Genomic DNA, 22,645 nt, shown 5'->3' with positions numbered 1-22,645 from the left:
GCTATTCAGGGAAAAGCTTAGAGATCACAATCAGTCCCTTGCAACGATGTCCGGTTGTTGGACAGCTCATGTTCACCCGACTAAAACGGCCAGTGGCAACCAACTGGTCGACTACCTGCGTTTCCGCTTGCATCTGGTTTTTGCGATGAGCCCCATTGGTTCTGATCCAGTAATCCAATGAGTCCGGCTTCTTGTGATCGGTCAACGCAGCCTTGATCGGCCCAAGCACCATGGAACCGCCCAAGGCCTCAACTTTTGAAACCAGAGCATCAATGCTGAATGAGCCGCCATCTCTCAACGTAATCATCACGCGTCCTTAAATTTTTTCATCCAATACACAGTAAAAAACTGGAGACCATCAGTGGATGTCCAGGCCAAACAATGGAAGCCCCCCTCATTTACCCTAAATCAACGCGACGGGCTCTCAAAAGGTTCTCGCAGATCTTCGGCATACGATGCCCAGAACAAACGCATACGTCCTTGAGGATCCGGCATGTACAGGGCATCCTCGTAAAAATACTCCAAGGCATCAGCAGCCGCTGCATCACCATTGAGCGCCGCTCGCTGCAACCAAAAAAGTCCCTTTGAGACGTGACGCGAAACGCCATTGCCCTCCAGGTAACTCTTCCCAAGGCGTGCAAACGCCGCAGTGTCACCGGCACGAGCGGCTTTTCGGTACCAACGAAATGCCTTCCGGTTATCGGCCTCAACCTGTGAAGCTTCACAACTGCCTTTTCGATCCCGCGCGTCGTAAAGCCACGCGACCTCCAAAGCTGCCTCGCGGATCCCACCTTTAAACGCCTTTTTCAGCCATCGCTGGGCCATTTGCTCATCGACGGCGACACCTATTCCGTAGGTATAGAGCTGCCCTAGATTGAAAAAGGCTTCAGGTAAATCGTCCGCCGCAGCCAGCCGAAAAAGGTGCAGGGCAATCGCTGGATCCTCAATCAACGTGCGCCCATCCAGCCATAACCAACCGAGGTCATTTAGCGCATCTGCATCATGTTCGAGAGCTGCTCGTCGAAGCTGCGCATATAGCAGGAGAAATGATTCTCGCGGCAAGACTGCTTTTAAAGGATTCATAGCCTTCACTTCAGCGTATGACACCAGCCCATAACGCTCATACATCTCAACAATCCTCAGCGTCGGCATTCCCAACCCGGCCCCCAGACCGTCATTTTCACTGGTCTCCTGGAACTCCAGCAGTTCAGGCGCGACCAGAAAAGCTTCAAGTATGTTGACGACATTGGCAGGCTTGGGCATCGCCATTTCTCGACTCCGGCATCACATTGATTTCTCAAGACGAATCATCCACCCTCTGAACGACAAATTGTGTCGCCATTTAGGGAGCATTCACATGTCAGGAAAACGGCTGGAAGAAAAATTTCGTCTGGAGCTGCTCTTGGCCATGATCCCGACGGCGCGCGGTAATACAACGGCCACTGGACTGCGCGTGGCGCAGTTCCAACAACGGCTGAGGGCGCAGGATGTGGCGGTTGATGACCGGACGATTCAACGCAACCTTAAAGCGCTGATCGACGATAAAAGATACGGCATTAAGAGAAGAAAAGAGGGGCGTGAGTATGTGTATTGGGCCGATAAAGAATTGTCGAGGTTCGTACTCAAGCCAACGGACGCGATGAATTTGATTATGGTCATCAAACATGCGCGCCCATATCTCAGTCGTACACTTGGAGGGAATCTTCAGGAACTGTACGAGCATGCCCAGGCCATTCTGAACAAGCACTCCCACCGGTTGCATGATTGGACGAAGAAGGTGATCAGCAACTCCCGCTTCCAAAATTTACAGCCAGGATTGATAGACCCTCAGGTCTTTCAAACCATCCAAGAAGCATTGCTGGAAGGAAACAAGCTGGATGTACTCTATCAACCACGCGGCGCGCTGCACCCCAAGCCCTATCGGTTAACCCCTTTGGGACTGTCCTTTCAGGACGCCAACATCTACCTATCGCTCATCGTTGACGGCAGAGACCCGGCCACTCCCTATGCCTGGCCGGTGCACCGTTTCAATTCCGCTGAAACGGCGGGTTTTGAACCGGCTCAAGTACCTGCTGATTACGACATCCGCAATACCAGTTCACTGAAGAGCCTAATTGGGCTGGAGGACGAACATCCCATCCAGCTAGAGTTGCTAGTCGATGAAAATATGTTTCAGCGCCTCAGCGAAAACTCGCTCAGCTCAGACCAAAAATTACGAGTCTATGACGCAGGGCGCTGGCACTTGAGTTGTGCAGTGCACTTGAGTCAAGGTTTACGGCTTTGGATCCTGAGCCAAGGACCGAGCGTTGAAGTGCTCAGCCCCTCGGAACTGAGAGTTGAAATCTACGCGGAAATCCAAAAAATGGCGGCGCTATACCAAAACAGTAAAATGCCTCCTGCCTATTGAGTTGTACCCACAGGACCTGCCCCCTCAATTCAGCCACACATTTTTCGCTGAGTAGCTTCGCATTTGGGATCCACCAGTGCTTGCAAGTGCAGGCGCGCAATACTGAGCTACGTCGCTTCATCGCGACATATTTGGTCGTTCCAGCAGTCAATCCTGCCTCCGTGTTCACTGCGCTCAGAAGGTTGTATGTTTCCCTTGGTTTCCAGCGGTCATTTGAACTCCCCAGAGGGTGATACCTGCCCATTGACCAAACTCTGGATGTTTGCCCTGATCGTTGATCTCGGCGACGTGATGCACCGGCCTTATACGCTTGCTGTGATCTTGTTTCATCGCACTCAAAGCGTCATAGAGACGAGCGTCCGACACACAACAGAACTTGCCTGGAGTCAATGGGTGCCCGACAACTGAGCGCCCATACCCGAAACCGCGAAGCAGTCTTCGACAGGGCCTGCTACCAACAGGGTGGTGACATGTTGGTGCTCACTAGAGCTAGGTGATCAAAAAACAGGCGTTTGTGGCGGGTCTAAGCTGATATCAGGTCGACATCATAGAATGGATTTGCTAGCGTAGCGCCGTGTGTACATACCACATGCTTTTCAACTTTGTAATGGAATACAACTCGGATGACGCAGCAGACCATAGACCGTGACGCATCCGATAAAACTAAAGGGTTTCGCCTACAAAAAATTCGAGCAATTAAACACATAATTGAAGAACTCGAAAACCCAGCCAGCGTCATGTTTTATGCATCTATCGAAGTCCTTGAAGATGTATCAATAATAAAAGTCAGCGAATCGGGAACATCGACTTATCTTGAAGAAGATAAAAACTATGACCCCAACAAAAACTTCACACTCTTTTCGCATCAAGTGTTAAACACTCTTGTGGCATTCTCGGATATTTATTTTGGACAATGGCAGGAAAGTGAAGGACTTTTATTAGGATTTTATACCACCGCGGGTATAGGCAAAGAAAACAAAATAAAACTCAAAAATGGCATCGATCTGACACTGCCGGAAGATCCGATACTGGAAATACTAAAAGACAATTCCGAGATTGCTGACACCACTCTGCAAACAATCAAAGACACTTTGATTGAGGAATATTCAGCTCAGTATGAAAAAAGAAACAGTACTGGAAACCTAGAGAACCTTAAAGCTCTTACACTACAAGAGCTGTCAAAATTCCTGGGGAAAATTAAATGGTGTTTTGGTCAAGCTGACGAAATCAGCCTAAAACAGTCCGTTCTGTCGGCAATCAAAGAAAGTTCTCTACAAAACATTCACACTGAAAAAAAAGAAGAGTGCGTATTTTCACTTCTAATGGAGTGCCTAGATGAGCGGCAAAATCTTCCGAACCTAAATCAGCGATTCGTACATATTGCCGATGTCAAACTTGTCTTTAAAAATGTGGAGTCTGAGCCATTGGATGATCGAACTGATCCAGCTTGGCTTCAACTGAAAACGCAAAAAGACAAGGTATCAGACAAAAGAAATCTAGAAAATAAATTGTCTGATGTATGTGCAGATTATGATCAAAAGAAATCTGGTCGATATGCTCGCATGGCAAGTATGTCGAAGCATGAGGAGACCGAGAGCAATAGAAGCTTTAAGTCTCTTAAGTACCGTGTTTTTGAAGCCTGCGACGAGTTCTACAGCTGCCATGCACCGATTACTTCCCCGATAGAATTTAAAGATATCAAACCAATTGTGGATTCCATAAAAGAAATCGCATTAGAAAACGTGCAAAATTTGAAGCGCGACTATACATACTCCGCATCTAACAGCATCACAATCGAGCAAATAATATTAAACCTATACGACGAGTGCTTTGTTTCGTTCGACGTCGGGGTAAGCAATGACTGACGCTATTAAAAAGCGGATAATGTTTTCGCCAGACTATGATTTTTATTTTACGACATACGCACTACTAGTAAGCCTAGACGCACTTGGCTGTAAGAAAGGGCGCTACTTCAAGGACTATAGAAAACTAGCGTTTTTGGTTGAGTTCGCCACCGAAGAAAAATTAGTTAGCATACTTGAGCGCCCCGAAGGCAAAGATCTAAACAGAATTGACAAAGAATATCTATTCAAAAGCTATACAAACGGTCTAAGCCGGAGAAGTGAAATTCTGAAAATATTATTCAGACTTGAAAAGTCAGGATTTGTCATACTGCGAAAAGGAGACATAAACTCACTAGTCGATGTATCCCTTTCCGAACTAATCCCCAAGAGTTTTTTTGACAAGAATTTTTTTCATAGCGAATATTCAAATGTTCGACGAACAACTGCGCAGATCAAACAACTGACTCGACTTACTCTAGACACAACCATACAAAAGATCTACGAAGCTCACGGGGTCAAAACATGGGATTTCTAAGAATAACCAAAATCAATTACAGGGGCAATATCTACCAATATGAATCACCTGATCTTGATCAGGATATTGTTATGATTGAAGGTGACAATGGCACCGGAAAAACCACGTTTTGCAACCTGATATACTTCGCACTCGGCGGTCGAGTTTCTGAATTCATCCGAGATGAAAAAGAAACACACAAAGAGATCACAGGAGATCGCGATAACTTCGTAGAGCTTTTTTTAAACCTCAACGGTGAAAATTTTCAAACAATAAGATTTATCGGTGACAACGACGTTACAATTACGCCTTATAATTGCAGCGAGGTGACTTTACCGGACGGCACAACTAAAACACACTATCACTATGACAGCCAGAATCTGAGAATTCTTCCTGTAAACAGGACTGCACATACTCCTGAAACCTATTCAGACTGGCTTCTTGGGAAACTGGGAATTTCTGTCGTAGATATTCAACAAGGCATTTCATCGTTCAAAATTAACGCCTACGACATCTTCCGCCTCATTTATGTAGACCAACAATCCGACACCAAACAAATCTATAAAAAAATCGACAAGCAAGATAACTACGTATCAGACTCAAGCACACTTCGCCGCGCTATATTTGAGCTTTTAGTGGGAAAATCATTTTCAGACTACTACAAAGCAATTATAAACTCGAAGACACTTGAAAGACAGAAAAATGTAGCCAGCGGGTTGCTTCGAGAGTACAAACGACTTGCTGAGGAGCTGGGCGACGGCGATACGCCCAAGAACAAATCTTTTTTAGTCACCGACCTCAACTTAAAGGAAGAGCAGCTTAATAAATTACATGACACCAGATCCAGATTCAAACGCAACAGAAGTTCAGACTCTGCGATAGAGTCCGCCATTACCAGTACCAAATCGGCAATGATGAGCGCTCAGATTATTCTCAGCGAGAAGAAGGAAACGCTGACTAACCTACTAGAAGAGAGGCAGAAATTAGCGTTGATACGTGAAAGCGCAAAAAAAGAAATTGATCAGATAACGAAAATCATACACTCCCACGACCAACTGAATCTTTTCTCTTCCGACAGTTGTCCGTACTGCCTGGCGAAAGTTGACCGCGTCAGCGGTCATTGTGTTTGTGGCTCGGAAATTGACGAGGAGCAGTACGAGCGTTTTTCGTACACGTCGCTAGAATATAAAAATATCTTAAAATCAAAAATAAAGTCACTCGACACCATCGATCTCGCTATCACTGACTGCAATTCCGAAATCACTGGCATTAGAATTGATGTACGAAACTCCGAAAGCACAATCCCCATGCTGACTGAAAAATTGCGCTCACAAATCTCCAACATTGATGAACATGTGGACTTAGAAACAATCAACACCATCGACGACAAAATATTAGATTTGAGAGAAGACATAAGCAGATTACACCAACTTATTGCAATCGAATCCAAACTAGAAATCTTTCAATCAGACTTTGATTCAAAAAGAACTGAATTTCAAAAATCCGAGCTAGCTTTAAAAGGCTTAGACGCACAAACCAAATTGGACATAAGAAATAAAGTTGACGAATTCAGCATTATTTATAAAAAACTCATGACTGAGACACTGGCCGAATGCAGAACAGCTCGAATTAGCCCAGACACATACCTTCCAGTGCTCGACGAAGGGGAATACAAAGAACATAGTTCAAGCGTATCAACAAGACTCATGTACTACCTTACTCTGCTTCAGATGTCACTTGACGACCCTGATGTTCCCTTCCCACGTTTCTTGCTAATCGACACTCCTGAAACGGCGGGTATCGAACTAGACAAACTAAAAATCTGCTTGAAAAAAATTGAAGAAATCAAAGAAAAATCTAAAATTCAGTTCCAGGTAATACTGACGACTGGCCTCGGAAAATATCCGGAGGAATTTAAACCATATAGAAAAATATACATGCCAACCAAAGCTGATGCATTGCTTAAGCGTAAGTAATGGTTCGTACCAGGCATCAAAAAGGCCGTACAGATTATTTTCTGCTACAAAGTCTACATCCAAGCCCCGCTAGCAGATTGTGATCCCAGGCAAATGGTGCTACTGGCCTTACCAGCTATGCCTAACAACCTGTGCGGCTTGAGTTATCCACTCAAGACGCCGGCGACTTCAGAGTCAAGACATGAATTTATACTAGTTTTAAAAGACGACGGCCTGAATCGAGTATGTTGCGGACCCAACGCCTTTTACTCATAAAACCCCAGGAGCACCCGATGGACAAAAGCAAAGAACTGTTATCGGCGCTGCTGACTCCGCACGTGTTTGAGTTTATTGATTTTTGAAAGCTGGCATTTTCATCCTTAATACTCGACTTGGCGACCAATGCTGCGCTGCATGCGATTCAACATGGCGATACTGGATACATTGATAAAATTCTTGAAATCTTTAAGGGCAGCCAGTACGCCATGCAGATGAAGAACTGGTTCAGCTTTCGAACTGGTTTAGATATCCAAGAGGTGCTAGGGCAACACCTATTCACGTCAACAGGCATGCCGCCCGACTTGCGGGTGCAGTTCCAAATGTTTCTAAAGTATCCGCTCCACGAACCCCACATTCCAAGCGAATAGCTGACAACGGATGCTGTACTCCCGATTTCCATCAGGAGCCCATCACCATGATGCGTCCCAATGCCAGTGTTGAAAAAGTGTACCTCTACCCCAAACCGGTGGACTTTCGAAAGTCCATCGACGGCCTGGCTGCGCTGGTCGAACTGGATATCAAAGTCGCGGTGTTTGACCCCGTGCTTTTCGTTTTTCTGAATCGCCACCGCAACCGCGTCAAGGTGTTGTATTGGGAGCGCAACGGCTTCTGCCTTTGGCTCAAGCGTCTGGAGTCCGAGCGGTTCAAAACTTCACCCGATGAACTGGATGAGGCCATCGTGCTGACGGTGCAAGAACTGAACTGGTTACTGGATGGGTTTGACCTCTGGCGCAACCGGCCGCACAAGGTTTTGACTCCAAGGTTTGTTGCCTGACGGGTATAATCCAGGGCATGCGACCATTGCCCGAAAACCTTCCTGACGATCCTGTACTGCTCAAACAGATGCTGCTTGAGAGTTACGAAGCACGCTCGCGCGAGCAGGAAGTCAAAGACGCTTACGCCACCCACATTGTTGATCTGAAAGAACAGATCAAGCTGTTGCGTGACCGTATCTTCGGGCGCAAATCCGAGCAGACGGTCGAGCCCAACACACCGCAACTGGCACTGTTCAACGAGCCCGAAAGCGAGCCGATGCCTTCAGTCGGCGACGCTGACGAAGAAGTCGTTGCTCCGACTCTACGCCGTGGTAAGCGCAAACCCTTGTCGGCTGATCTGCCGCGTATCGAAGTCATCCACGAACTGCCCGAACACGAACTGACCTGTGCCTGCGGTTGCCGCAAGCATGTGATCAGTGAAGAAACCAGCGAACAGCTGGACATCGTGCCGATGCAGATCCGCGTGATCAAACATATCCGCAAGGTTTACGGCTGCCGTGGCTGTGAAACAGCGCCGGTCACCGCCGACAAGCCCGCTCAATTAATCGAAAAGAGCATGGCCAGTCCAAGCGTGTTGGCGATGCTGCTGACCACCAAGTATGTCGATGGCTTGCCGCTGCATCGTTTTGAAACGGTGCTAAGCCGACATGGCATAGAAATCCCGCGCCAAACGCTGGCCCGCTGGATTATCCAGTGCGGCGAACATCTGCAACCGTTATTGAATCTGATGCGCGAGCGGTTGCTGGAAAGTCCGGTCATCCACTGCGATGAAACCCGCGTCCAGGTACTCAAAGAGCCGGATCGAGACCCGACCAGCCAATCCTGGATGTGGGTGCAAGCAAGCGGCCCGCCGGATCGCAAAGTCGTGCTGTTCGACTACACCTCCAGCCGTGCGCAGGACGTACCGCTGCGTCTGCTGGAAAGTTATCGCGGCTACGTCATGACCGACGATTACGCAGGCTATAACGCGCTGGCGTTGCAGCCGGGCGTGGAACGTCTGGCGTGCATGGCTCATGTACGTCGCAAGTTCGTGGAAGCACAGAAAGTGCAGCCCAAGGGCAAGACCGGGCGTGCCGATATCGGGCTGACGATGATCAACAAGCTGTATGGCATCGAGCGTGAGCTGAAAGACGTCAGCGACGAGCAGCGATTTATCGGTCGGCAGGAAAAGAGCTTGCCGATCCTCGCCCAGTTGAAAAGCTGGCTGGATAAAACGCAGTCCCAAGTGACACCGCAAAGCGTGCTGGGTAAAGCGGTTAATTATCTGGCGAGCAACTGGCTTCGGCTGGAGCGTTACGTTGAAGCTGGTTTTTTACCTATCGACAACAACGCGGCGGAGCGTGCAATAAAGCCGTTTGTGATTGGGCGCAAGGCCTGGCTGTTCAGCGATACACCCAAAGGCGCCACCGCCAGTGCGCAGATCTATAGCTTGGTCGAGACCGCCAAAGTCAACGGCCAAGAGCCCTATACGTGGCTGCGCCACGTACTTGAGCGCTTGCCGCATGCCTCGTCGGTGGAAGACTACGAAGCCTTGCTGCCGTGGAACTGCTCACCGGAAATGCCACGGTAAACGAGAGGCCCACCTGGCGATAGGTGTGCTTCATGGATCGGATACTTTCTAAAGGCCAAACCTGCTCGCCAAGCTACGATAAAGCATGCGAAACAAGCCACTCAAATCACTGCCAAGATCACCACAAAAAAATCCAACAAAAAAGCCAAGCGTGTTGACATGCTGGACTCTTGGGCTCGATTACCAGGAAGCTTTGGAGCGGGTAACCGAGGTTAATCCCATCAGACATTTGCAGCACATGCTAATTGCGCAGTCGAACCGCTGTGCGCATAACACGGTATCGGTTAAACGCCGGACGACGCACCCGGCCCGGCGGTTTGATCCCGCCCCCCGCCGACTGATAGCCTAAACCCCACAGGTCATTCCCCAACACCGAGGCTCGATGCGGTGACCGACACCCAGCTGTTGGCGACACTCCAGGCGGAGAACGCGCGCTTGATTGCCTTGCTCGACGCGCACGGCATCGATTGGCAGCCGCCTTTCGAACCGGCGCTGATCCCCCTGGCGCCCGTTGATCCGTCGTCCACCCTGGACACCCGCAGCAAGGTCGCCCTCTTTCGGAGCTTGTTCAGAGGCCGTACCGACATCTACCCGCTACGCTGGGAAAGCAACAGCGGCAAGTCCGGCTATGCGCCCGCCTGCGCGAACGAGTGGCGTCCGGGGATCTGCGAGAAACCCCGGATTAAATGCGCCGACTGCCACCAGCGCCAACTGCTGGCCGTGACCGACGACGTCATCTTTCGCCACCTGGCCGGCGCGGTCGTCGTCGGTGTCTACCCCCTGCTGAAGGACGATACCTGCTACTTTCTGGCCGCCGACTTCGACGAGGCCGAATGGCGCGATGACGCCCGCGCATTCGTGGAGTCCTGCCAGGCGCTCGACGTGCCCGTCGCCTTGGAAGTCTCACGCTCGGGCAACGGCGCGCATGCCTGGATCTTCTTCGAGGACAAGGTGCTGGCCAGCGATGCCCGTCGTCTCGGGGCCGCCATCATCAGCCATGCCTGTGAACGCACGCGGCAATTGTCGCTCAGTTCCTACGACCGGTTGTTTCCCAACCAGGACACCCTGCCCAAAGGCGGCTTTGGCAACTTGATCGCGTTGCCGCTGCAAAAACGCGCCAGGGCCCAGCATCACAGCGTGTTTGTCGACGACGCCCTGGTGCCCTATGCCGATCAGTGGGCGTTCCTCGCCACCCTCCAACGCATGAACCCCGAGCGCCTCCACCCTGTCATTACCCTGGCCATGGGCAACCGCGACCCCATTGGTGTGGCGAACGTCGATGAAGAAGAAGGAGCCCAGCCATGGAAAGCCCCCTCGCCTCGACCACAGAAGCTCAACGGCCCGATGCCGGCCACCCTGAGCATCACCCTGGCGAATCTGATCTACTTTGAAAAGGCCCAGCTGCCTCAACCCTTGGCCAATCAGTTGATCCGCCTCGCGGCGTTTCAGAATCCCGAGTTTTATAAAGCGCAGGCCCTACGCCTGTCGGTATGGAACAAACCCAGAGTCATTGGCTGCGCACAGAATTTCCCCAAACATATCGCCTTGCCCCGTGGCTGCTGGGAAGCGGTGCAGGCGCTGCTGGCGGAGTACCAGATCACGCCATTGGTGGAAGACGAGCGTTTCGCGGGCCATCCGTTGGACGTCAGTTTCCTCGGCACGCTGCGCCCTGACCAGGAAACGGCCGTCACCGCCATGCAAGCGCATGACACCGGTATCCTCTGCGCGCCGACAGCGTTCGGTAAAACCGTAAGTGCAGCGGCGCTGATTGCCAGGCGGCGTGTGAACACCTTGGTGTTGGTGCACCGGACCGAGCTGCTCCGGCAGTGGCAAGAACGCTTGCAGGCGTTCCTCGGCGTCGGCAAAGAAGTCGTCGGCACCTTGGGCGGCGGCAAGCCCAAGCTCACCGGCCAGATCGATATCGCCGTCATGCAATCGCTGTCGCGCCAGGGTGAGATCAGCGACTTGGTGAAAAATTACGGCCAGATCATCATCGACGAATGTCATCACTTATCGGCGGTGTCCTTCGAGGCCCTGCTGAGGAGTGCTCCCGCACGTTACGTCCTGGGACTCACCGCCACCCCGATCCGTCGTGATGGGCAGCAGCCCATCATTTTCATGCAGTGTGGGCCGATCCGCCATACGGCGGCTCGCCCGGCCAGCGCCCCTCACGACTTGTCCGTGAGCCCTCGCCTGCTGTCCGGCCCGATCCTCGTCCCCGAGGGCGCGGGCATCCAGGAGGTATTCAGGCGACTGGCCGATGATGCACAACGCACGGCGACCATCGTTTCTGCGGTGGTGCAGGCTTACCGGCAAGGCCGAAAGGTACTGGTACTGACCCAACGCACCGAGCATGTGGAGACGCTAGACGTCGCGCTCAGGGAGCAGGTGGCGAATCTGTTTACCCTGCATGGCCGCCTGCCCAAGAAACAGCGGACGTCGCTGATCAGCGCCTTGGAATCTTTGCCCGAAGCCGCCCCTCGGGTGCTCCTGGCCACCGGCACGCTCATCGGCGAGGGCTTTGACCACCCACCGCTGGACACCCTGGTGCTGGCCATGCCCATTTCCTGGCGAGGCATCCTTCAGCAATACGCCGGGCGCCTGCATCGAGCGCACGCCGCCAAGGCCGACATCCAGGTGATCGACTTCGTGGATGAGGGCCAGGTCGCCTTGCTGAGGATGTGGGAAAAGCGCAAGGCAGGCTATAAAGCGATGGGGTACCGGCTGGCAGATCCGTCGACCACAATGGCACTGCTCTAGCCGGTATATGTGGGGTGTACCTCCTGACAAGATGAGCCAATGAGACAAAGTCCACTTGGCAACTGGGTCGAGCATGAGGCGCGGTGAGAAATCCGGCCACCCTGATACCGTTTGGGACAAGGGTTCGCCCTCCTGGTAGAGGACCGCGCTGATGCTGCAAAAGTACGACCGGGCCAAGCTGCTCGCCGAGATCTGGACAGAACCTGTGACGGCCGTCGCACCGCGCTACCAACTGTCCGACGTGGGACTTCATAAACTCTGTCGCCGCCTTCAGATTCCCACGCCCCCCCGAGGCTATTGGACGCGGCTCAAAGCCGGCAAGCCGGTTGCGCCGCGCCCGAAGCTGCGCGAATACATTGGGCACCCGATGCACCTGTTTCGCACCACCGCGCCGCCTGTGCCACAGCCGATGGATGAACGGCTGGCCGTAGTGCTGACCTTCGAGCGCGACCCGGCCAATCACATCGTCGTGCCTGACCACATCCGCCACTGGCGTCCACTGGTCGCCGCCACGCGCGAATCGCTGAAAAAACCGCTGATTGACGCACGCGAGATGCCCAGTACGCGACGTCCAGCGCTGAGCATCTCGGTGTCTCTAGCGCAGCAAGCACGCGCCTTAAAAGTCGCCGACGTGCTGCTCAAAGCGTTCGAGTCCCGAGGTTATTTGAAGCATGTTCTCACGCGTCTACCGACGCAGCGGGCGAGTGAAATTACGGAGTTGCTGCCGCATAGGTGGGCACCCGTTTAAACACGCAAGGTGTGCTCGGTAGACGCTTACCTAGCTTTCTCAACGGCCGTCTCAGGAGACCAGCAACAATCGGCCAGACTCCGCCCTCCTCTGGATATATTCCGGCGCCAAGCCGGCTTCGTTAGGAGGCTTCAGAGAGACCGCACAGACTGAACTGGACCGTTAGCGGACAGCTCCGAAGATACAAGCAAGCAACATCGTGCCTTGGAATCCATGCAGCTTCAGTCGTGAACGTACGGAATAATGCCTAAATAGCTCCCAAGCTTGGCACAGCTATTGGCGTGAGCCGCAATGTCGGCACAGCAACGAGTAAACAACAACCTCCCACGCTTTATGCCAAGCGCGTAGCTGAGCGGAATTCTCGTTGATATCCGCACTGTAAATCGGGATAAACATAAGAATCTCTTCATTACAAACACCCCGAATCGGTTCCGATCATAAAACCAAAAATGAAAAAAGTGTCAGAAAAGGAAAGGTATCTTTCTGGACTGACTACCACGGTCACTTCGATATCGAGCCACTCATCTGACTTGGGGGTACAGCCATGAAACCAACTCACAATACATATCAGCAATAAAAATATTTAATACCTAACATTGACGATCAAAATTCGAGTCCTACATTCCTAATACATACCGTAGCAAGGAGCCAAATGTGATTATCAAAACCAACACCACTCAGCGAACAAATTACAGCCCGCTTGAGCCGTTTGTAGGCGAACTGGAGACAGTCGAATACGACCTGTCAGGGCCATATCACTACACCAAAAATGGGAAGCCGTATACTGAAGTTTCAATTGAAGCCACAATAATCGGCAGCATGCATCATATGATCAGCAGGTACCATGCTGGCCGACCTTATGATCAATTCAATGACAGCATTAATCTACGCCCCGCTGAAATTGATGACGAGCTTAATTATGGATACCCCTCAATACAAGATATTTGTCCAACATACCATGAGAATTATAACGCGAGGCTTGTTATAAACTTATATCTGACAGCACTACTTAAGGAAAATAACGAACTGCTTACCCAGCTCCTGGGTAACGCGGCGACTTCTCACTAATCGAGATCAGAACCTTAAGCCAAACAAAATCATCACCTAGAATGGCCAACAATAATCGACATTCTGGACCAATGCCTCTTCGTCACTGATTAAATATCAGAGGTACCTATGAAAAGCGGGTACACAGCTAAAGAGCTATCAGGAAAAATAGGCATGCCCAGTACTGTTCGAGGCGTAAAAGCACGAGCCGCTCGCGAAAACTGGCCAGGTCAACGCCGCTCACATAGTAAGGCAATTGAGTATCCTCTCAACGTACTACCAACAGAGACACAAACGGCGATAATCGCAGCGCAAACCCAATCCTGCTCAGACTTTTCTGACCATAAACAATGCTTTCCGGAAAAAGGAAAATCCACCCCCTTCTCCGCCACAGCGCTAAATGATGATCAACGCCTAACTATGGGGGCTCGTCTTTCATTCGTTTTGGAAATAGAGAGAATGACGTCAGCCATGACTCAAAAGCAGGCTATTGCAGTGACAGTAGCATTCTCCAAGGAACGCAAGCTGGATCTCTTTCTGCAAGATCGCCTTCTGTTTGCCAATGATCGCTCGACGCCAATTTCAACTCTGTCAGAAAGGACGCTAAAGCGTTGGCTAAGTAAATACCGTGAGCATGGGGAGGTTGGATTAGCACCAGGCCGCCGCAGAAAAGATCTGACTATGCCGCTCTGGAGTACCGATTTCTTGCGTTGCTATCAGCGGCCGACAAAACCTAGCGTTGAAGCCAGCTATATGGAATTCTGCAAAAAATACGCCTCTGACCGACCGAGTATTCATCAGGTACGCCGATTCCTAGACAAACTCAGTCCAGAGGCTCGCAATATAGGCCGTCATACTGCTCAACAGCTCAAAGCTCTTCAACCATTTAGACGCCGCACAACCAAAGATCTAATGCCTTGTGACGTATTCACGGCTGACGGTCATAAATTCGACGCAGAGATAATTAATCCTCGCACGGGAAAGCCATACAGACCCGAAGCTACCACAGTGATTGATGTGGCAACCCGAAAGGTTGTCAGAATATCCATTGGAGAGTCGGAATCCTCAATCGCAGTCATTGATGCTCTAAGAGATGCGGTACAGCACGGTATGTTTGCGTTGCTATATGTCGACAACGGATCCGGTTTTGTAAACGATACTGTTCGAGAGGTAGTTGAGCGACTGGGAGGAACTCTTACCCATGCCCTACCATACAATAGCCAAGCACGCGGCCTAATTGAACGCGCCCATAAAACAATCTGGGTTAACGCCGCGAAGAAGCTTACTAGCTACATCGGCGCAGACATGGATCGACATGCAAGCTCCAAAGCATTTCGTATCAGCCGCAAGCAGATTCGAGAAAACGGAGGCACCAGTCTCATACCTAGTTTCGAAACGTTTATGGCTGGCATTGAGTACGAGATCGAAACTTATAACAACGCCCCTCATCGAGGACTTTCCAAAGTTCGCGACCCTATTACAGGCAAACGCCGACACTTAAGTCCAAATGAAGCTTGGGCAAGAGCAAGCTCAACTGGCTGGCAGGCAATTATTGCTCCTTCGGATGTCTTGAATGATGTAATGCGCCCTCAAGTAATTCGCCCCACCCGTCGCGGCGAAATCAGTTGGGCCGGGAACAAATATTTTCTAGACAGCTTGCGAGACTTCCATGGGGCGGATGTTCGTATCAGCTATGACCTTCGTGATGCTTCGAGGGTATGGGTCAGAAATCTCAGTGGTGAATTAATAGGTGAGGCACATCTCGATGGAAACGCCAGCCCGTACATGCCGAAATCGATGGTAGAACAAGCGTACGAAAAACGGGAACATGGTCAAATAAGGCGAACATTAGAAAAACTTAAAATGCTTAGTGATAAAAAAAATCACATGAGTATAGTTGAGCACTTTTCTGCACCAACACTTGACGCCGCTCGGCTTGCCGAGGCTAAACGAGTCGCTATAGCACTTATCGATTCGGGCTCTACCCCATTTACGTTGCCACCCGACCCAATAGCGAAATATCGACTATGGCAAAAATTGAACGCAGACATATGCAATAGTTCACCTCTAACAAAAGATGAATCCATCTGGCATTCAAACTATCAAACAGACGTTGAGTTTGCTGCTATGCGCCGAATGTTTGAACATGTCGAAAGCTAACTTTTACCACACCACAGATTCAAAAATATGAGAAGGCTGAATTGATATGAGTGCAACAAAAATAGCGCCTTTGACAAATGTTGGCCTTATAGCAAGTGCAATTGAAAAATCTTTAGCTCGACCGAAAAACTTGCCAGGGCTGGTTGTCATGTACGGAGCAAGTGGCTTGGGAAAAACTGTGGGGGCCACCTTCGCAGCGAACGTATATCGCGCCTATTACATAGAATGTCGAGATACCTGGACGAAGAAAGCTTTCTTGACCGCAGTTCTAAGGGAGATGACCGTCATGCCAAGCCGTACAACATCAGAAATGGTTGACCAGATTTCAGATCAACTATCCCGCAGCGGTAGGCCTCTTATCATTGATGACGCCCAATATCTCTTAGACAAGCCTGCTGCAAACGTCCTGACAGACATCTACAACTCGAGCAGAGCCACGATCATTCTCATCGGAGAAGAACGTATCCCTGCAAGCTTAGCGAAGCTAGAGCGGCTTCATAACCGCGTTCTAGAGTGGGTACCCGCCCAGCCGGCGTCTAAAGATGACATTAGGGCTCTAACGCAGCAGAGCTATCCCGAACTCCGCTTTGACGATGACCTTTTAGAAAGCCTGAGGCTGACAGTGAGGGGTTGTTTACGCCGAGTGGTCGTCAATCTTCATCGCGTATTTTCTGAAGCCCAGACGCAAGGTTGGTCTTCTGTCAGTCTTTTGCAATGGGGACAGCGCGGCTGGTTTACCGGTGAGCCGCCGTTGAGGAAAAACGTAAAATGAGTAATGGCCGTAAGCCTGCTCATCTGACCATCTTAGAGGGGCGAGATAATCGACAGAGAATTTGGGAGACGCTGAGGAACCAACCGCAGGGGATAAGTATTTACACAATCAGTCGCCTAACCAGCATTCCGGACGAAACAGTTAAGACCTACGTCGATTCTCTTCGTAAGGGAGGCTACCTTGAACGAGGAGAAGGAGCTGGTACTCAGAAAATATACAAATTAATGCTTGATACTGGAGTCGAGGCTCCTCGGCTCAAATTAGATGGGAGCCCTAGCAAAGTTGGGCAAGGCACAGAGGCTATGTGGAGAACGTTACACATGCTCAAAGACATCAACGCCACGGAGCTGGCGGCCCACGCCAGCCATGCAACGAACACCAGCACTTCAACAGCCAAGAACTTTCTTAAGTGGCTAAATTGGGCAGGGTATTTAGACGTAACGATACCAGCGCGACCCGGAAGACAAGCGCGTTATCGCCTAGCATATGGAATGTATACCGGACCGTTACCTCCGGTAATTCAGCGCAGCGGGCAGCTTTTTGATCCGAATCTCGGGACAGTCGTTTACGTTCTTCCCTCCAAACGCTCAAACCATGAGTTGTAAGTTCCGATTGTTCTGAATCCTCGATACCCACGCCCTATAGCCTTCTTCGTCGCTGTACCCCATCTAGTGCCAATTCAACCGCAAAAAATCATTTCTGATTCCTTTCTATGTGAGTTAGCAGCGGATTTGGCACCGACCAGGACCTTGAAAGAGATTCCGAGCTGACCGCTAGAAGCCGCGGCCGACGGATCTTTCGAGGGTTCAGCGGCACTCAATCGGTGCCAACTACCTGCAAAATGGTTTGTCACCAAAACAGCAAGAAGTCGGGTGAATTTGCGGTCTGTTTGGCACTGCGGTTTGGGCCCAAAAACGTCGAATTTGGAGGTATCCGTCAGGCTCTCGGACGCGATGGTTTGATCCCAAATCGGCCCCAGGACCTTGTGATCAAAGGGCTCGGCCGGCGACTAGAGACCTTCCGCAGACCTGGCGATTGCCCAACCACCCTCCCCGCCTCCCCGCGCTCTGTTCCGTTTCCCTAGCGCACAATCGGAAGTCCGGCCTAAAGGTGCTTTCGCTGCTTCCGTTTGTCTTCAAAGGCACGGCCCGCTTGACGTACAGCCGGTTTCGCTGATTTGGGATGGTGACCTTTAAGAACGAAGAATCGGAACTGAGCTTCCAGGGTTTAGCGCCGTGGAGCGGGTGAGGAAAAACGCCCTAATCGCCCGGAAACAGGGCGCTTGGCAAGGCTATCTGACATGCGAAAAAGCGGAGAAAGGAAGAGAAATATCAGACAGGATTGGTGCCAAAGGCAGCACGAAAAAGGGCCAGAAGCGGCGTGAACTCACATCAGCCTTGACAGGCTTCAACGTGACGAAGCCCCGCATGGCACTTTACGAGCTTTTTGCTAACGGTGACCCAACGGTGACCAATATGATCAAAGCCCAGAAACAACAAAGCCCGGTCGTTTCCGAATCGGGCTAAGTCATTGAAAAATATGGTCGGGACGGAGTGATTCGAACACTCGACCCCTAGCACCCCATGCTAGTGCGCTACCGGACTGCGCTACGCCCCGACTAGGCGTGAAACTCGCTCTCCTTCTCGAAGAGCGCTCAAGAATATATCGCAAGCTTTTGAAAACTGGAAGTATTTAAAAGCAGGAATTTATTTCTTGAGTACCACCAGAACATCTTCCAGTTCGGCGATCATCTGGCGAATCATTTGCTTGTATTGAGTGGTGTCGTCTTTAGCTTCATCACCGGACAATCGCAAGCGTGCACCGCCGATGGTGAACCCTTGATCGTAAAGAAGCGCGCGGATCTGCCGGATCATCAGCACGTCTTGTCGCTGATAATACCGGCGGTTTCCGCGGCGTTTGACCGGGTTGAGTTGAGGAAACTCCTGCTCCCAGTAGCGCAGCACGTGTGGTTTTACCGCACACAGCTCGCTGACTTCACCAATGGTGAAGTAGCGTTTGCCCGGGATGACGGGTAGCTCGTCGTTATGACTTGGTTCCAGCATAAGCCTCAACTCGGGCCTTCAACTTCTGCCCTGGACGAAAGGTGACCACACGGCGAGCCGTGATCGGGATTTCTTCACCCGTTTTCGGATTGCGGCCAGGCCGCTGGCGTTTGTCCCGAAGGTCGAAATTGCCGAAACCAGACAATTTGACTTGTTCGTTGTCTTCAAGAGCGTGCCTGATTTCTTCAAAAAACAGTTCGACCAATTCCTTGGCTTCCCGTTTATTCAGGCCCAGCTCTTCATACAGACGTTCCGCCATCTCAGCTTTCGTCAGAGCCCCCATACGTCACTTCCTTAACGTGGCGTTCAACCTTTGTTCGAGCGAGGTGAGGATGTTTTGCGTCGTGGTATTCACCTCATCGTCATTAAGAGTGCGCGATGGATGCTGCCAGGTCAAGCCGACTGCAAGGCTTTTTCTATCAGGATCAATGCCTTTACCCTGATATACGTCAAATAGCCTGAGGTCTGTGAGCCATTCGCCTGCATTTTCACGGATTACATCCAGTACAGCGCTGGCCGCGACGTCCTTGGCCGCAATCAGTGCCAAGTCACGACGCACTTCAGGAAAGCGCGATAACTCCTGGAATTTAGGCATTTTGCCCAATGCCACTTCCGCCAGAACCAGCTCGAAAACGAAGACCGGACGGTCGAGACCGAGGGTTTTCGACAATTCAGGGTGAATAGCACCGACGAAGCCGACCAATCGACCTTCACGTTCGATGCGTGCGGTTTGACCCGGGTGCAGCGCAGGATGTTTGCCCGGTACGAAAGTGAACGAACCCAGTGCACCGGCAAAACCCAACACCGCTTCCACGTCGGCTTTGACGTCGAAGAAGTCCACGACATCGCGACCTTGTGCCCAGCCTTCCGGCAGACGGCTACCGCAAACAACACCCGCCAGCATCGGCTCTTGCTTCAGGCCTTCCAGCTGACCGACGAAACGCAGGCCGCTTTCGAACAAACGGACACGATCCTGCTGACGGTTCAGGTTGTGCTGAAGTGCCTTGACCAGACCAGGCCACAGGGACGAACGCATGGCGGCCATGTCGTTCGAAATCGGGTTGGCCAGCAACAGCGGTTCAACACCAGGATTAAACAGCTCAAATTGTTTCGGATCGATGAAGCTGTAGGTGATCGCTTCCTGATAACCACGGGCTACCAGCAGACGGCGCAGCTCAGGCAGATCGCTACGCGCTTCAGCCTTGGCTTGCGGCGCCAGACGAGCTTGCGGGTAACGAACCGGTAGACGGTTGTAACCGTACAGACGGGCCAGCTCTTCGATCAGATCAACTTCCAGACTGATGTCGAAGCGATGGCTTGGCACTTCAACGCGCCACTGCCCTGCCCCATCGGCAGCAATCTTCAGACCCAAGCCACTGAGCAGACGCTCGACTTCAGCCGAATCCATTTCCATGCCCAGCATCTGAGTGATGCGTTGCGCACGCAGAGTAACCGGCGCAATCGACGGCAGATGCTGCTCGCTGACGGTTTCGATAATCGGGCCAGCCTCACCGCCAGTAATTTCCAGCAGCAGGCCAGTGGCACGCTCCATGGCTTCACGGGCCAGTTGCCAGTCCACGCCACGCTCATAGCGGTGCGAAGCATCGGTGTGCAGACCGTAGGAACGAGCCTTGCCTGCGACTGCAATCTGATCGAAGAACGCGCTTTCCAGGAATACGTCGCGAGTGGTCGCAGTGTTGACACCGCTGTGCTCACCACCCATCACGCCGGCGATTGCCAGGGCGCGGGTGTGGTCGGCAATCACCAGCGTATCGCTACGCAGGCTGACCTCCTGACCATCGAGCAGCACCAGCTTCTCGCCTTCTTCAGCCATGCGCACGCGGATGCCGCCATTGATTTCGGCGAGATCGAACGCGTGCAGCGGTTGACCCAGTTCCAGCATCACGTAATTGGTGATGTCGACGGCAGCGTCGATGCTGCGCACGTCGCCACGACGCAAGCGCTCGACCATCCACAACGGTGTCGGCTTGGACAGGTCGACGTTACGGATCACACGACCCAGGTAACGCGGGCAAGCGGCAGGCGCCAGCACTTCAACCGAACGCACTTCATCGTGCACGGCTGGCACGACAGCAACCACCGGGCGGGTGACTTCAGCGGCGTACAGCGCGCCGACTTCACGGGCCAGACCGGCCAGGGACAGGCAATCGCCGCGGTTCGGGGTCAGGTCGACCTCGATGCTGGCGTCGTCCAGGCTCAGGTATTCACGAATATCCTGACCCACCGGCGCATCGGCCGGTAACTCCATCAGACCATCGTTGCCTTCGCCGACTTGCAGCTCGGACTGGGAGCACAGCATGCCGTTGGACTCAACGCCACGCAGCTTTGCTTTCTTGATTTTGAAGTCGCCTGGCAGTTCGGCACCGATCATGGCGAACGGGATTTTCAGGCCCGGGCGCACGTTTGGCGCACCGCAAACGACCTGGAAGGTCTCCGAGCCATTACTGACCTGGCAAACACGCAACTTGTCGGCGTCCGGATGCTGTTCGGTGCTTAGCACCTCGCCCACCACCACACCGGTGAATTCGCCGGCGGCCAGCGTAACGCTATCGACCTCAAGACCGGCCATCGACAGACGAGCAACCAGCTCGTCGCGACTTACCTGCGGGCTTACCCAGCCACGCAGCCATTGTTCACTGAATTTCATCCTGCTCTCCTAAAAATTCGTTACGACTAGCGAAATTGCGCGAGGAACCGCAAGTCGTTGTCGAAGAACAGACGCAAGTCGTTCACGCCGTAACGCAGCATGGCCAGACGTTCAACGCCCATGCCGAAGGCAAAGCCCGAAAACTCTTCCGGGTCGATCCCGGACATGCGCAGCACGTTCGGGTGAACCATGCCGCAGCCCATCACTTCCAGCCAGCCCGTCTGCTTGCAGACACGGCAGCCTTTACCGCTGCACATCACGCATTCCATGTCGACTTCAGCGGATGGCTCGGTGAACGGGAAGTAGGAAGGACGGAATCGCACGGCCAGTTCTTTTTCAAAGAACACGCGCAGAAACTCTTCGATGGTCCCTTTCAGGTCGGCAAAGTTGATATCGCGGTCGACCAGCAGGCCTTCGACCTGGTGGAACATGGGCGAATGGGTGATATCGGAGTCGCTACGGTACACACGGCCCGGGCAGACGATGCGGATCGGCGGCTGTTTCGATTCCATGGTGCGGACCTGTACCGGCGAGGTATGGGTGCGCAACAACATGTTGGCATTGAAATAGAAGGTGTCATGCATCGACCGGGCCGGGTGATGGCCTGGGATGTTGAGCGCTTCGAAGTTGTGGTAGTCGTCTTCGACCTCAGGACCTTCGGCGATGCCGTAGCCGATGTGGGTGAAGAACTGTTCGATACGTTCCAGAGTGCGAGTAACCGGATGCAGACCACCCGAGGTCTGGCCACGGCCAGGCAGGGTCACGTCAATGGACTCGGCAGACAGTTTGGCGGCCAGGTCGGCCTCTTCAAACAGTGCCTTGCGCGCATTGAGAACCTCTGTGACACGCTCCTTGGCAACGTTGATCAAAGCACCGACTTGCGGACGCTCTTCTGCCGGCAAATTCCCCAGGGTCTTCATCACCTGAGTCAATTCGCCCTTTTTGCCAAGGTAGTGAACCCGGATTTGCTCCAGGGCATTGATATCTTCAGCGCTTTGCACAGCCTCTAGTGCTTGAGAGACGAGCGCATCCAGGTTTTCCATGTACAGACTCCAGATACAAAATAGGGGAAGAGCTTGAAG

17 protein-coding genes, 1 tRNA gene and 1 pseudogene are annotated in these 22,645 nt (G+C 52.0%); 12 read left to right on the top strand and 7 right to left on the bottom strand.

Features of this window, described 5'->3' with window-relative positions; all coding sequences use genetic code 11:
• Position 1 precedes the first annotated feature (1 nt).
• Both ACYZTX_RS12550 and ACYZTX_RS12545 read right to left on the bottom strand, forming a co-directional pair.
• Entirely contained in the window at positions 2-307 is a 306-nt protein-coding gene (locus ACYZTX_RS12550; protein ID WP_462034287.1) for a hypothetical protein, read from the bottom strand.
• Between the two features lie 101 nt (positions 308-408).
• On the bottom strand, positions 409-1,269 hold the full coding sequence (locus ACYZTX_RS12545; RefSeq protein ID WP_462034286.1) for a tetratricopeptide repeat protein: 861 nt from the start codon (positions 1,267-1,269) through the stop codon (positions 409-411).
• An 88-nt stretch (positions 1,270-1,357) separates the two neighbouring features.
• Here ACYZTX_RS12545 and ACYZTX_RS12540 point away from each other — a divergent pair, with 88 nt between their 5' ends.
• From ACYZTX_RS12540 to ACYZTX_RS12485, 12 genes and pseudogenes are all read left to right on the top strand, one after another.
• Entirely contained in the window at positions 1,358-2,407 is a 1,050-nt protein-coding gene (locus ACYZTX_RS12540; RefSeq protein WP_462034285.1) for a helix-turn-helix transcriptional regulator, read from the top strand.
• A gap of 623 nt (positions 2,408-3,030) precedes the next feature.
• Positions 3,031-4,272, top strand: coding sequence for a hypothetical protein (locus ACYZTX_RS12535; protein ID WP_462034284.1), 1,242 nt, complete (start codon positions 3,031-3,033; stop codon positions 4,270-4,272).
• On the top strand, positions 4,265-4,786 hold the full coding sequence (locus tag ACYZTX_RS12530; RefSeq protein WP_462034283.1) for a hypothetical protein: 522 nt from the start codon (positions 4,265-4,267) through the stop codon (positions 4,784-4,786). The genes ACYZTX_RS12535 and ACYZTX_RS12530 overlap by 8 nt, the downstream gene beginning before the upstream one ends.
• Before the next feature lie 71 nt (positions 4,787-4,857).
• Positions 4,858-6,741, top strand: coding sequence for an AAA family ATPase (locus tag ACYZTX_RS12525; protein ID WP_462034282.1), 1,884 nt, complete (start codon positions 4,858-4,860; stop codon positions 6,739-6,741).
• A 673-nt stretch (positions 6,742-7,414) separates the two neighbouring features.
• Positions 7,415-7,774 carry an IS66 family insertion sequence element accessory protein TnpB gene (tnpB, locus tag ACYZTX_RS12520; protein WP_412041168.1) on the top strand — a complete coding sequence of 120 codons (360 nt, stop codon included), beginning with the start codon at positions 7,415-7,417 and terminating at the stop codon, positions 7,772-7,774.
• Positions 7,775-7,791: 17 nt separating this feature from the next.
• Positions 7,792-9,345 carry an IS66 family transposase gene (gene tnpC, locus ACYZTX_RS12515; RefSeq protein WP_462033115.1) on the top strand — a complete coding sequence of 518 codons (1,554 nt, stop codon included), beginning with the start codon at positions 7,792-7,794 and terminating at the stop codon, positions 9,343-9,345.
• A 387-nt stretch (positions 9,346-9,732) separates the two neighbouring features.
• Positions 9,733-12,105 carry a TOTE conflict system archaeo-eukaryotic primase domain-containing protein gene (locus ACYZTX_RS12510; RefSeq protein ID WP_462034281.1) on the top strand — a complete coding sequence of 791 codons (2,373 nt, stop codon included), beginning with the start codon at positions 9,733-9,735 and terminating at the stop codon, positions 12,103-12,105.
• Positions 12,106-12,694: 589 nt separating this feature from the next.
• Positions 12,695-12,853: pseudogene (locus tag ACYZTX_RS12505) on the top strand (transposase domain-containing protein); the annotation flags it as partial.
• Between the two features lie 654 nt (positions 12,854-13,507).
• Entirely contained in the window at positions 13,508-13,921 is a 414-nt protein-coding gene (locus tag ACYZTX_RS12500; protein ID WP_462034280.1) for a hypothetical protein, read from the top strand.
• Positions 13,922-14,029: 108 nt separating this feature from the next.
• A complete protein-coding gene (locus ACYZTX_RS12495) occupies positions 14,030-16,060 on the top strand; it encodes a Mu transposase C-terminal domain-containing protein (protein ID WP_462034279.1) in 2,031 nt (676 codons plus the stop codon).
• Between the two features lie 46 nt (positions 16,061-16,106).
• Positions 16,107-16,832: an AAA family ATPase gene (locus ACYZTX_RS12490; protein ID WP_462034278.1), complete on the top strand. Its 726-nt coding sequence runs from the start codon at positions 16,107-16,109 to the stop codon at positions 16,830-16,832.
• 1,235 nt (positions 16,833-18,067) lie between these two features.
• Positions 18,068-18,358, top strand: a complete 291-nt coding sequence (locus tag ACYZTX_RS12485) for a hypothetical protein (RefSeq protein WP_462034277.1) — start codon at positions 18,068-18,070, stop codon at positions 18,356-18,358.
• 14 nt (positions 18,359-18,372) lie between these two features.
• On the opposite strand, the gene ACYZTX_RS12480 is transcribed toward ACYZTX_RS12485, so the two are convergent.
• The 5 genes from ACYZTX_RS12480 to pheS form a co-directional block, all read right to left on the bottom strand.
• A tRNA-Pro gene (locus ACYZTX_RS12480) sits at positions 18,373-18,449 on the bottom strand.
• 89 nt (positions 18,450-18,538) lie between these two features.
• Entirely contained in the window at positions 18,539-18,895 is a 357-nt protein-coding gene (locus ACYZTX_RS12475; protein WP_003179985.1) for a MerR family transcriptional regulator, read from the bottom strand.
• Entirely contained in the window at positions 18,876-19,178 is a 303-nt protein-coding gene (ihfA, locus tag ACYZTX_RS12470; protein WP_002553164.1) for an integration host factor subunit alpha, read from the bottom strand. Before ihfA ends, ACYZTX_RS12475 begins: the two co-directional genes overlap by 20 nt.
• A 3-nt stretch (positions 19,179-19,181) precedes the next feature.
• Positions 19,182-21,563 carry a phenylalanine--tRNA ligase subunit beta gene (gene pheT, locus ACYZTX_RS12465; RefSeq protein ID WP_462034276.1) on the bottom strand — a complete coding sequence of 794 codons (2,382 nt, stop codon included), beginning with the start codon at positions 21,561-21,563 and terminating at the stop codon, positions 19,182-19,184.
• A gap of 26 nt (positions 21,564-21,589) precedes the next feature.
• Positions 21,590-22,606 (bottom strand): phenylalanine--tRNA ligase subunit alpha, encoded by a 1,017-nt coding sequence (pheS, locus tag ACYZTX_RS12460; protein WP_007905876.1) that lies wholly within the window; start codon positions 22,604-22,606, stop codon positions 21,590-21,592.
• Positions 22,607-22,645 lie beyond the last annotated feature (39 nt).

The sequence above is a fragment of the Pseudomonas sp. MDT1-17 genome (assembly GCF_054898105.1).
This window is presented reverse-complemented; position numbering and strand designations above follow the sequence as displayed.